General features: G+C 71.0%; 10 protein-coding genes. 6 read left to right on the top strand and 4 right to left on the bottom strand.

Going from position 1 to position 11,675, the window contains the following annotated elements:
• Positions 1 to 248: 248 nt before the first annotated feature.
• Both AB8Z36_RS16010 and miaB read right to left on the bottom strand, forming a co-directional pair.
• Positions 249 to 1,001, bottom strand: coding sequence for a class III extradiol dioxygenase subunit B-like domain-containing protein (locus tag AB8Z36_RS16010; protein ID WP_369213976.1), 753 nt, complete (start codon positions 999 to 1,001; stop codon positions 249 to 251).
• A 134-nt stretch (positions 1,002 to 1,135) separates the two neighbouring features.
• A complete protein-coding gene (gene miaB, locus AB8Z36_RS16005; protein ID WP_369213975.1) occupies positions 1,136 to 2,626 on the bottom strand; it encodes a tRNA (N6-isopentenyl adenosine(37)-C2)-methylthiotransferase MiaB in 1,491 nt (496 codons plus the stop codon).
• A gap of 139 nt (positions 2,627 to 2,765) precedes the next feature.
• On the opposite strand from miaB, the gene AB8Z36_RS16000 reads away from it, so the two are divergent.
• Positions 2,766 to 3,761 (top strand): TAXI family TRAP transporter solute-binding subunit, encoded by a 996-nt coding sequence (locus tag AB8Z36_RS16000; protein WP_369213974.1) that lies wholly within the window; start codon positions 2,766 to 2,768, stop codon positions 3,759 to 3,761.
• A gap of 16 nt (positions 3,762 to 3,777) precedes the next feature.
• Here the strand turns inward: AB8Z36_RS16000 and AB8Z36_RS15995 are convergent, their stop codons facing one another.
• On the bottom strand, positions 3,778 to 5,193 hold the full coding sequence (locus tag AB8Z36_RS15995; RefSeq protein WP_369213973.1) for a HAMP domain-containing sensor histidine kinase: 1,416 nt from the start codon (positions 5,191 to 5,193) through the stop codon (positions 3,778 to 3,780).
• A 15-nt stretch (positions 5,194 to 5,208) separates the two neighbouring features.
• Positions 5,209 to 5,901, bottom strand: coding sequence for a response regulator transcription factor (locus AB8Z36_RS15990; protein ID WP_369213972.1), 693 nt, complete (start codon positions 5,899 to 5,901; stop codon positions 5,209 to 5,211).
• Positions 5,902 to 6,174: 273 nt separating this feature from the next.
• Between AB8Z36_RS15990 and AB8Z36_RS15985 the strand changes: the two genes are divergently transcribed.
• The 5 genes from AB8Z36_RS15985 to AB8Z36_RS15965 form a co-directional block, all read left to right on the top strand.
• Complete coding sequence (locus AB8Z36_RS15985; protein WP_369213971.1) at positions 6,175 to 6,954, top strand: amino acid ABC transporter ATP-binding protein; 780 nt, start codon at positions 6,175 to 6,177, stop codon at positions 6,952 to 6,954.
• 62 nt (positions 6,955 to 7,016) lie between these two features.
• A complete protein-coding gene (locus AB8Z36_RS15980) occupies positions 7,017 to 7,937 on the top strand; it encodes a glutamate ABC transporter substrate-binding protein (RefSeq protein ID WP_369213970.1) in 921 nt (306 codons plus the stop codon).
• A gap of 117 nt (positions 7,938 to 8,054) precedes the next feature.
• Positions 8,055 to 8,702, top strand: a complete 648-nt coding sequence (locus tag AB8Z36_RS15975) for an amino acid ABC transporter permease (RefSeq protein ID WP_369213969.1) — start codon at positions 8,055 to 8,057, stop codon at positions 8,700 to 8,702.
• Positions 8,699 to 9,733, top strand: coding sequence for an amino acid ABC transporter permease (locus tag AB8Z36_RS15970; protein ID WP_369213968.1), 1,035 nt, complete (start codon positions 8,699 to 8,701; stop codon positions 9,731 to 9,733). Before AB8Z36_RS15975 ends, AB8Z36_RS15970 begins: the two co-directional genes overlap by 4 nt.
• A 268-nt stretch (positions 9,734 to 10,001) precedes the next feature.
• On the top strand, positions 10,002 to 11,675 hold a 1,674-nt coding region (locus AB8Z36_RS15965; protein WP_369213967.1), incomplete at its 3' end, for an FAD-dependent monooxygenase.

The raw sequence follows: 11,675 nt of genomic DNA, 5'->3' as shown, positions 1-11,675 counted from the left end.
CCTGCACGGCACCGCGGGCCGCCTCGTGAGCGGTSACCCGCCCCTCACCCGGCATCGCGGGACCCCGCCCGCACCGGGCGGGAGGGCCCCCGCGACACATCGGCGAACGGCCGCGAAGCACAGGCTTCGCGGCCGTCGCCGTGAGTCGTCCTGGCGGGCCCGGCTGCGCTGGCCCGGCTGGGCTCGGCCCCGGCTGCCCGTGGACTGGGCGCGGAGCCAGGAACAGGCCGCTGGGGGACCAGGCCGCTCTACGACCAGGCCGCCACCAGGTACCCCACCCCATAGGGCGCGTCCTCGTGGAGCAGCTCTCCGCTCAGCGTGGTGCTCTCGGCCGCCCCGGCGAGCACCTGCCAGGGAGCGCGGCCCGCCGCCTTCAGTTCGTACGCCAGCTCCTCGTCCAGCGCCTTCAGAGCCGCCACATCGGCCGCCGCGAGCGCCCGTGCGACCTCCGCGTCGAAGCCCGCCGCCCGCTCGTCGAGATAGCCGGGGGCCTTCAGCGTGCGGCACGCGCTGGCATCGCCCATCACCAGCAGGGCCACCCGGTCCGCCCTCGCGCCGAGATCACGCCCCGCCTTCAGGCACCGCTCGGCCGTGAGCGGCTCGCCCACGCCGAGGCCCTCCACCGGGGCTGCCGACCACTCCGTACGGGCGAGCAGCCAGCCCGCCACGGCCAGGGACGGGGGAAGCTCACGGTCCAGAGCGGCTGCACCGGCCTCACTGGTCTTACCGGCCCCACCGGTCGCGCCCGGCCGCGACCCCAGAGTCACCTCCAGGTCCACGCCGAAGCCCCGGAAGGAGCCGCGCGCGCCCTGCGGGTGCGGACCCCGGCCCTCCGGCCCGGCGGGGCCGATCACGATCAGGAGGTCCGGCCTGGCCGCGGCGAGGACCCCGAGGGCGTCCGTGCACGCCGCGCGCGCGGCGTCCAGTTCGGGGGCGGCACCCGACGCGACCTCGGGCACGAGCAGCGGCGGGCAGGGGCAGACGGCTGCGGCGACAAGCATGATCCGCAGCGTAATGCCCCGCCACGCGCGCGTGCGGGCCACCCGGCGACCCGGGTCACCGCACCGAGCGGATCAGTCATCGCACTGAGCGGATCGGTCACCGCACCGAGCGTTCGGTCACCGCCCCGGGCGGATCAGTCGCAGCCGCAGCCGCTTCCGGTGGCCACGGGCAGCGGCGCCGGGGCACCGATCTTCGGCAGGCCCAGCATGACGCCCGCGGGCTTGGCCGCGGCCTCGGTGGTGCGCTTCTCCCAGGCGTCGCCCGCGCGCGTGCGGCGCACGTCCAGCGCGGCGCCCTCGGCGAGCAGGTGGTGCGGGGCGGCGTAGGTGATCTCGACCGTCACGACGTCACCGGGGCGGACCTCGGCCTCCGGCTTGGTGAAGTGCACCAGGCGGTTGTCGGGGGCGCGGCCGGAGAGGCGGTGCGTGGCGCCGTCCTTGCGGCCCTCGCCCTCGGCGACCATCAGCTCCAGGGTGCGGCCGACCTGCTTCTTGTTCTCCTCCCAGGAGATCTCCTCCTGGAGGGCCACCAGGCGCTCGTAGCGCGACTGGACGACCTCCTTGGGGATCTGCCCCTCCATGGTCGCCGCCGGGGTCCCGGGACGCTTGGAGTACTGGAAGGTGAAGGCGTTGGCGAAGCGGGCCTCGCGGACCACGTGCATGGTCTGCTCGAAGTCCTCCTCGGTCTCGCCGGGGAAGCCCACGATGATGTCGGTGGAGATCGCGGCGTCCGGCATGGCGGCGCGCACCTTCTCGATGATCCCCAGGAAGCGGTCCTGGCGGTAGGAGCGGCGCATCGCCTTCAGGACGGGGTCCGAGCCCGATTGGAGGGGCATGTGGAGCTGCGGCATCACGTTCGGCGTCTCGGCCATGGCGGCGATCACGTCGTCGGTGAAGTCGCGCGGGTGCGGCGAGGTGAAGCGCACGCGCTCCAGGCCGTCGATCTTGCCGCAGGCGCGCAGGAGCTTGCTGAAGGCCTCGCGGTCCCCGATGTCGGAGCCGTAGGCGTTCACGTTCTGCCCGAGGAGGGTGATCTCGGAGACGCCCTCGCCGACGAGCGCCTCGATCTCCGCGAGGATGTCGCCGGTCCTGCGGTCCTTCTCCTTGCCGCGCAGGGCGGGCACGATGCAGAAGGTGCAGGTGTTGTTGCAGCCGACGGAGATGGAGACCCACGCGGCGTACGCGCTCTCGCGGCGCGTGGGCAGCGTCGAGGGGAACGCCTCGAGCGACTCGGCGATCTCGACCTGCGCCTCTTCCTGGACGCGGGCGCGCTCCAGGAGGACCGGCAGCTTGCCGATGTTGTGCGTGCCGAAGACGACGTCGACCCAGGGCGCCTTCTTGACGATGGTGTCGCGGTCCTTCTGGGCGAGGCAGCCGCCGACGGCGATCTGCATCCCGGGCCGCTTGGTCTTCATCGGCGCCAGGCGGCCGAGATTGCCGTACAGACGGTTGTCGGCGTTCTCGCGCACGGCGCACGTGTTGAAGACGACGACGTCGGCGTCGCCGTCGGCCCCCTCGGGCGCACGTTCGTAGCCGGCGTCCTCCAGCAGCCCGGAGAGCCGCTCGGAGTCATGGACGTTCATCTGGCACCCGTAGGTGCGCACCTCGTAAGTCTTCGCGCTCATCTCGCTCCCCAGGGTACGGGGTCGCCACGCGCGCGTGTCCGGGGATCGCGACCGAAGCCGCCGAGAGGGTCCGCGCGAGAGGCCGCTGTGTGACCCCGCCCCTGGTCACCACGGTGAGCGGGCTGGCAGGATCGCGCGCATGCTCCAGGCACTCCCCCGCATCGGCAGACGACGCGCGCTCCAGGCCTCCGCCGCACTCCTCGTCGTGTTCGGGCTGCTCGTGTGGTGGCTGCTCCCCGTGCGCGAGGACTCTCCGAGCGGCCGGATGCGGTTCAGCACGGGCGTACAGAACGGCGTCTACGAGAAGTACGGGAAGCTGCTGCGCACCGCCGTCTCCCAGGACATGCCGGACGTGGACGTCGACCTCCGCAACAGCCAGGGCTCGCAGCAGAACGTCGAGCGGGTGGCCACGGGCAAGGCCGACTTCACGATCGCGGCCGCCGACGCCGTCGAGAAGTACCGCCTCGACGGTGCTGCGGGCGCCGACCGCCTGCGGGGCTGCGCCCGTCTCTACGACGACTACGTACAACTGGTGGTGGCCCGCTCCTCCGGCATCGACTCCGTGGCGGACCTGCGCGGCAAGCGCGTGGCGGTGGGGCAGGAGCGCTCGGGTGTACGGCTGATAGCGGACCGGGTGCTCGACGCGGCGGGACTCGACCCGGCCACGGACATCGAGCCGGTGCCCGCGGGCATCGACACCATGCCGGGCCTGCTCGAGCGGGGCGCCATCGACGCCTTCTTCTGGTCGGGCGGGCTGCCGACCACCTCCGTGCGCGAGCTCTCGGAGAAGATGGACATCCGTCTGGTCGAGCTCCGCTACCTCGTCGACAAGCTGCACAAGCAGGGCGGCGCCTCCCGCTACTACCGCGCCGCCACGATGCCCGCCGACGCCTACCCCTACGCCCAGCAGGGCTCCGCCGTGCCCACCCTGGCGGTGGCGAACCTCCTGGTGACCACGGACCGGGCGGACGACGACCTCACCTCCGGTCTGACCCGCACCGTCATCGACAGCCGCGACCACATCGGCGACGCCGTGCACGCGGCGCAACTGGTGGATCTGCGCACCGCCCTCTTCACGGACCCCCTGCCGCTCCATGAGGGCGCCCGCGACTACTACCGCTCGGTCAAGCCGTAAGGCCCTCAGAGGGCCCTCAGAGGCCCGTCGCGGGCTCGTTGCGGGGCAGGGCGACCGTCACCTTGAGACCGTGCGGTTCGTTGCGGGCATACGTGATCGAGCCGCCGCCCGCCGCGAGCAGCGCCCGCGAGATGGACAGGCCGAGGCCGGAGCCCTTGACGTTCTGGTGGCGGTTGCTGCGCCAGAAGCGGTCGCCCACGCGGGCGAGTTCGTCCTCGGTCAGGCCGGGCCCCTCGTCGCCGACCACCACGCGCGTCGTGCCGTCGGACGAGGCGACCTTCAACTGGACGCGGCCGCCCTCGGGCGTGAACTTCAGGGCGTTGTCGATCACCGCGTCCAGTGCGCTGGAGAGGGCGACCGGATCGGCCCAGGCGGTGGTGGCGGGGCACTCGCCGGTGAGCCGTACGCCGCGCTCCTCGGCGAGCGGCCGCCATGAGGCGACCCGCTCGGCCGCCAGGGCACCGACGTCGGTGAGGCACAGGTCGGGCGCGGTGTGCTCGGCGAGCGCCAGATCGAGCAGGTCGTCGAGGACCTGGGCCAGGCGCTTGCCCTCGGTGCGGACCGAGGCGATCTCCTCGTTGCCCTCCGGCAGTTCGAGGGCGAGCAGTTCGATGCGCAGCAGCAGGGCGGAGAGCGGGTTGCGCAGTTGGTGCGAGGCGTCGGCGACGAAGGCCCGCTGCTGTTCGAGCACGTCCTGGACGTTGTCCGCCATCTCGTTGAACGAGCGGGCCAGGCGCCTGAGTTCCGGCGGTCCGCCCGCCGCGGCGACACGGGACTTGAGCCGTCCGGTCGCGATGTCGTGCGTGGTGGCGTCGAGGACCCGCACGGGGCGCAGCACCCAGCCGGTGAGCCGCAGGGCCGCGCCGACCGCCAGGAGCATGGCCGCCGACTCCCCGGCGGCGATGAGCAGCCAGCCGTAGAGCGTCCTGGAGCGCATGCGCCCCGTCGGCGAGTCCGTGACGACGACGGCGATGACGTCGCCGTCCCTGATCACCGGGGAGGCGACGGCGAGGCGGCCGCGCTGCCAGGGCCACACCTGCTCGGGGTCGTGGCTGCCGCGGGAGCGCAGCGCCTCCTGGAAGGCGTCGCGGACATCGCCGTCGGCGGGCAGGTACCAGGAGGCCGGGGCGCTGGCCATGGGGCCGTCGTCGCGGTAGAAGACGCCCGCCCTGATCCCGTAGACCTCGTAGTAGTCGTCGAGTTCCTTCTGGAGGGTCTCGCGGCGCTCGTCCGTGGCCCCGGACACGCGGGAACCCGTCGGGCGCTCGGTGACGAACTGGGCGAGCGAGGCGAAGCGCGCGGTGTCGTCGATGCGGTCGACGACCACTTTCTGCTGCTGCGCCGCCGCGACGCTGACGGCGAGCGGGAAGCCGAGCGCGAGCAGTACGCCCGCCATGAGGACGATCAGCAGCGGGAGGAGGCGAGAGTGCACCTGTGCTCGCTCCGGCTACGTGGCCGGGGCGACGAGCCGGTAGCCGACGCCGCGCACCGTCTCGATCAGGGCCGGCATGTGCAGCTTGGAGCGCAGGGAGGCCACGTGCACCTCCAGCGTGCGCCCGGTCCCCTCCCAACTGGTGCGCCACACCTCGCTGATGATCTGCTCGCGGCGGAACACCACTCCGGGGCGCTGGGCGAGGAGCGCGAGCAGGTCGAACTCCTTGCGGGTGAGCTGGACGACCGAGCCGCCCACGCTGACCTGCCTGGTGGGCAGTTCGATGTGCACGGTGCCGAGCCGCACCTCGCTGTCGGCCGCGGTCTCCGTGGTGCCGCCGGGGGCGGGGCGCCGGATGACCGCGTGGATACGGGCGATGAGTTCCCCCGTGTCGTAGGGCTTCACCACGTAGTCGTCGGCGCCGAGGTTCAGGCCGTGTATGCGTGAGCGCACGTCCGCGCGGGCCGTCACCATGATCACTGGGGTCGAGCCGCGCTTGCGGATCTTGCCGCAGACCTCGTAGCCGTCCTGGTCGGGCAGGCCGAGGTCGAGAAGCACCACTCCGAAGGGTGCCGTTTCGGCGGGCAGCAGGGCCTGGAGGGCCTCCTCGCCGCTGCGGGCGTGCACGACGTCGAAGCCATGGCGGGCCAGGACCGCGGAGAGGGCGGCGGCGACGTGGTCGTCGTCCTCCACCAGAAGCAGTCGCATACGGGCCCCCTCCAGTTCATCCCTAGTTCCGTCATGGCCGGTAATCGCGCGTGCGCACCAAGGCATCCACGCCGATGGATAAGGACCGCGTCAAGAGGGATCGGGTCACGGACACGTTCCGTTATCGAGCCGGTACGCTCCTCTGGGGTCCTCTTCACGCGGAGTGTCCGGTTGCGGCCGGATCGTTATGCTCAATTTCCCCTCAGATGTAATGACGCTGGTCGCACTGGGTTATTACTGTCCTCCCAACCGAGGAGGATGGAGCAACAAGCCGTGACCGAAGTATCGGTGACCAAGGACGCCATACCGCCCGGGGCGGACGACCTGGTCGTGCTGAAGAACGTCAACAAGCACTTCGGCGCTTTGCACGTCCTCCAGGACATCGACCTGACCATCGCCCGCGGCGAGGTCGTCGTGGTGATCGGCCCCTCCGGCTCCGGAAAGTCGACGCTGTGCCGCGCCATCAACCGTCTTGAGACGATCGACTCGGGAGCCATCTCGATCGACGGCAAGCCGCTGCCCCAGGAGGGCAAGGAGCTGGCCCGTCTCCGTGCGGACGTGGGCATGGTCTTCCAGTCGTTCAACCTCTTCGCGCACAAGACGGTGCTGGAGAACGTGACGCTGGGCCAGACCAAGGTGCGCAAGACCGGCAAGGCCGAGGCCGAGGAGAAGGCGCGCCGCCTGCTGGACCGCGTGGGCGTCGCCACCCAGGCCGACAAGTACCCCGCACAGCTCTCCGGCGGCCAGCAGCAGCGTGTGGCCATCGCCCGCGCGTTGGCGATGGACCCCAAGGTGATGCTCTTCGACGAGCCCACGTCGGCGCTCGACCCGGAGATGATCAACGAGGTCCTCGAGGTCATGCAGCAGCTCGCCCGCGACGGCATGACGATGATCGTCGTCACCCATGAGATGGGCTTCGCCCGCTCCGCCGCCAACCGTGTCGTCTTCATGGCGGACGGACGGATCGTCGAAGAGGCCGTGCCGGACCAGTTCTTCAGCAACCCGCGCAGCGACCGGGCGAAGGACTTCCTGTCGAAGATCCTCAAGCACTGACGCTTACGGCACCCATGGCCACCGCGTCCACTCACCACCAGCCGAAGCAAAGGATGTTCACCATGAAGTTCCGCAAGACCGCAGCCGCCGCGGCCGTTGTCGCCGCTCTCTCGCTGACCGCCACGGCCTGTGGCGGCGAGGAGGGCACGGCCGGTGACAAGCCGAAGGACCCGACCGGCGGCAAGAACGCGCCCAAGCTGCCCACGTACGACGTGAAGTCGGGCGTCAAGGTCGACTCGGCGGTGCTGAAGAAGGCCCAGAAGGCCGGCAAGATCGTCATCGGTGCCAAGGACGACCAGCCGTACCTGGGCTTCAAGGACAGCGCGGGCAAGCGGTCCGGCTTCGACATCGAGATCGCCAAGATGGTCGCGGCCGACCTCGGCTTCAAGCCCGACCAGATCGAGTTCAAGACGATCGACTCCGGCGTCCGCGAGACCACCATCTCCAAGGGCGACGTCGACCTGTACGTCGGTACTTACACGATCAACGACGAGCGCAAGAAGCAGGTCGGTTTCGCCGGTCCGTACTTCATGGCGGGCGCCGACCTCCTCATCCGCAGGGATGAGAAGGGCATCACCGGTCCCGACAGCGTCAAGGGCAAGAAGGTCTGCTCGATCGTCGGCTCCACGCCGCTCCAGGAGATCAAGAAGTCGAAGTACGGCGCCGAGACCGTCGAGCTCGCCAAGTACTCCGAGTGCGTGCAGCAGCTCATCAACAAGGAGGTCGACGCCGTCACCACGGACGACGCCATCCTCAAGGGCTACGCCGCGCAGCAGCCGAAGGCCCTGAAGGTCGTCGGCAAGCCCTTCACCAAGGAGCCGTACGGCATCGGCATGAGCAAGAACGACAAGGCTCTGCGTGACGCCGTCGCCGACGCCGTCGAGGCGCACCAGAAGAACGGCGACTACAAGAAGGCGTACGACGCGACGCTCGGCCTGTCCGGCTCGAAGTTCACCGAGCCGCCGGCCCTCGAGCGCTACTGACCGCAGGCCTTCCGTTCCACTCCCCGGCAGTGAGCCGACCGGGTCCCCGTACGCATCGCGGTGTGTGCGGGGACCGGCGCCCCCTGCCCGACCACTGCCGCCCACGAGGACATCCCCGTGAATGTACTGCTCGACCATCTGGCGGAATTCCGCGAGGGTTTCATAGGCACGGTCTGGCTGACCGTGGCCAGCAGCGTGCTCGCGCTGCTCCTTGGCATCGTGCTCGCCGGTTTCCGCGTCTCGCCGGTCCCGCCCCTGCGGTTCTTCGGCACCGCCTGGGTCACCCTGTTCCGGAACACGCCGCTGACGCTGCTCTTCCTCACCATCTGGTTCGCGGTGCCGCAGGTCTTCGACTTCGGCTTCGACCCCTGGACCAAGGCGCTGATCGTGCTCAGCGTCTACACCTCGTCGTTCGTCTGCGAGGCCGTGCGGTCCGGCATCAACACCGTGCCGCTCGGGCAGGCGGAGGCCGCCCGTTCGATCGGCATGACGTTCTTCCAGACCCTCGGCACGATCGTGCTGCCCCAGGCGGTGCGCACCGTGCTGCCGCCGCTGAGCAGCATCTTCATCGCGCTGACGAAGAACTCCGCCATCGCGGGCGCGTTCAGCGTGACGGAACTCTTCGGGTGGCAGAAGGTCCTCAGTGACCAGGGCTTCGCCATCGCCTGGCTCTTCCTCTGGGTGGCACTCGGCTACCTCGTGATCACTTTCACCATCAGCGGCCTCTTCCGGCTGCTTGAGCGGAGCCTGGAGGTCGCACGATGAGCTCCAGCGTTCTCTACGACTCCCCGGGGCCCAAGGCGCGGGTGCGCAACCGCGTCTACTCCGTCATCGGCACGGCCGCCATCCTCGGTCTCGTGGTCTTCGTGGTCATGCGGCTCGCCGACCGCGGCCACTTCGAGCCCGAGGTCTGGCAGACCTTCAACTACTCCAACGTCCGGGAGACCATCCGCGACGGCGTCCTCACGACGCTGAAGGTCTTCGCGCTCGCCGGTGTGCTGTCCCTGGTACTCGGCGCGCTGCTCGCGGTGGCCCGCGCCTCGGACCACCGCCCGGTCCGCTGGCTGGCCACCGGGTTCATCGAGCTGTTCCGCGCCATCCCGCTGCTGATCACGATCTACGCCCTCTGGGTGCTCTTCCTCACCTACAAGAGCGACCTGGGTGTCATCGGCGAGAACAACGGCTTCTGGGCCCTCGTCATCGGCCTCGCCGTCTACAACGGCTCGGTGCAGGCGGAGGTGCTCCGAGCGGGCTTCAACGCCGTCCCACGCGGTCAGGTCGAGGCGGCCTACGCCCTGGGACTCCGCAAGTCGCAGGTCATGACGATGCTGCTGCTGCCGCAGGCGGTCAGGTCCATGCTGCCGACGATCATCAGCCAGCTCGTTGTCACGCTGAAGGACACCTCCCTCGGCTACATCATCACGTACTCGGAGCTGCTGTACGCGGGCCGCCAGCTCGCCAACACCACCCTGGTCAACGGCCAGTACATCTACGTACCGGTGATCATGGTCGTCGGCACGATCTACGTGGCGATGTGTCTGGCGCTCTCCGGGCTCGCCACCTGGATCGAGAAGCGCGGGCGCCGCACCAAGACCGGCATCGCGGTGGCCGCCGCCGCCGAGCCCGCCGAGGCCCCGGGAGTCCTCGACACGGCCGCGACCGGGCCGGGCGACGCGCACGTGCCCGTGGGCGGTCCAGCAGGTGACACGGACGGTGGGGACGGTGCGGGCGGTGCCCCGGACGGCCTCAAGAAGGCGGACGACGGCACCGACGGACCGGTGGGCAAATCGAACTGACGCGTCGTAGACGCAGGTGAGTGTGGGGGGCGGCCCTGGGGGCCGCCCCCCTTCGTCCGTCCGGGCCCGGCTTCCCCTGCCGCCATTCCGCTACGCTGCGGCTACCCGATGCACACCATTGCCATCGTCACTTGACGCAAGCAGCGGCAATGGGTTGCATACGTTCTGTGATCGTGCACCGGGCTCCAACTGTCAGTTCCTGTACGTACGTCCAGCGCATCCGGGCAGCCCGGAACCTCGGAGCCCTTCGGGCCGGAGGGCGTGCGCCGTGGACCCGGTGATCGTCGTCGGCTCCGGACCCGTCGGACTCGCGCTCGCCCTCGCGCTCGCCCGGCACTCGGTGCCCACCGTCGTCCTGGACGAAGGACCCGGCAAGGACGAGCAGCGCCTCGCCCGCACGGTCGTGCTGCGCGAGGACACCGCCGCCTTCGTGGAACGCCTCGCGGGCCACTCCCTGGGCGGCCTCGAACTGGGTGCGCGCTGGACGCGCTGGCGCTCCGTACGGCGCAAACAGGTGATGTGCCAGCTCTCCTTCGACGACGAGATCCCCGCCCCCCTGCACCTGCCGCAGCACGTACTGACCGGGGCGCTGCGCGACGCCATCGCCGACGAGCGGCTCATCAAGGTCGCCGTGGACAGCAAGCTCGACTCCCTTGAGCAGGACGCCTCCGGAGTGACCGCCCACACGCGCGGGCCCAAGGCCACGTGGTGGCGCGGCAGTTATCTCGCGGGCTGCGACGGCTCCCGCTCGACGGTGCGCAAACTGCTCGACGTCCGCTTCCCGGGGCGCACGGCGGTGGAGCGACACGCCGTGGCCGCGCTGCGCACGGAACTTCCGTGGCCTGGTGAGGCGTTGTTGCACCGGATGCCTCCGTGGCGCGGCGGAGGCACGGAAGTGACGGGCCGCCCGCTCGCCGAAGGGGTGTGGCGGCTCGACTGGCTGCTTCCGCCGCGCGGCGACCTCGTGACCCCCGAGGCCCTCGTGCAGTGGATCAGAGCCACCCTCGCGGGCTGGTGCGAGAGCTCCACCCCGCCGTATGAACTGCTGGACACGGGCGTGCACACCGTCCACCACCGCCTGGCCCGGCGGTGGCGGGTCGGCCGGGCCTTCCTCGCGGGTGACGCCGCGCATCTGCTCGGCGCGCTCGGCACCCAGGGGCTCGACGAAGGGCTGCGGGACGCGGACAACCTCGCCTGGAAGCTGGCGCTGGCCTGGCATCACGGGGCGCACGACGCGCTGCTCGACAGCTATCAGGCCGAGCGGCGGGCCTGCGTGACCGCCCGGCTGCGCGCCGCCGACCAGTCCCTGCCGATACTGCGCGGCGGCAAGGGACTGCGCTCGTTCGTGCCGGGTGCCACGCGCGGGCACGACGCGCTGCTCACGGACGGTCACGTGGGACGCGGCCCGCTCGGCGCGCCCGCCTCGTACGCGAGCTCCCCGCTGGCGCCCGAGCCGTCCGAGTCGGAGATCGTCGTGGCCACCGAGCCGGGCTCGCCGGTGACGGACGTACGGGTGACGGCGCCCGACGGCACCTTCGTCCAGTTGCGGGAGCGGCTCGGGCGCGGCCATCTGCTCGTCCTGCTCGTCGCCCCGGGCACCGGGGTCTGGGAGCGGCGGCACTGGATGTCGGCGGGCCTCATGCCGAGGCTGGCCGCGGCCGTCGCGGCACTGCCGCACCACGCCGAGCTGCTCGTGGCCGAGAGCTACCCCGGGGCGCCCGCGCACTCGGTCCTGCTCGTACGCCCCGACGGCCACCTGGTCACCGCACTGGCCGGGGTGCGCCCCGCCGAGCTGTACGTGGCCGCGCGGACGGCGGTGGGCGGGGCGGCGCCCTCGGACGGGGCCGGGAAGGGGCAGTCCGAGCGACCGGCGAAGCAGCCCGGTCCCACGGAGGAGAGTGGACCGGCCGAGGGAGCCGGACCGGCCGAGCGGAACGGGCCG

It is taken from the genome of Streptomyces flavofungini (genome assembly GCF_041028215.1).
Lineage (GTDB): Bacteria > Actinomycetota > Actinomycetes > Streptomycetales > Streptomycetaceae > Streptomyces > Streptomyces flavofungini_B.
The sequence above is the reverse complement of the archived record's forward strand: the minus strand, read 5'-3'. Positions and strand labels throughout refer to the sequence as shown.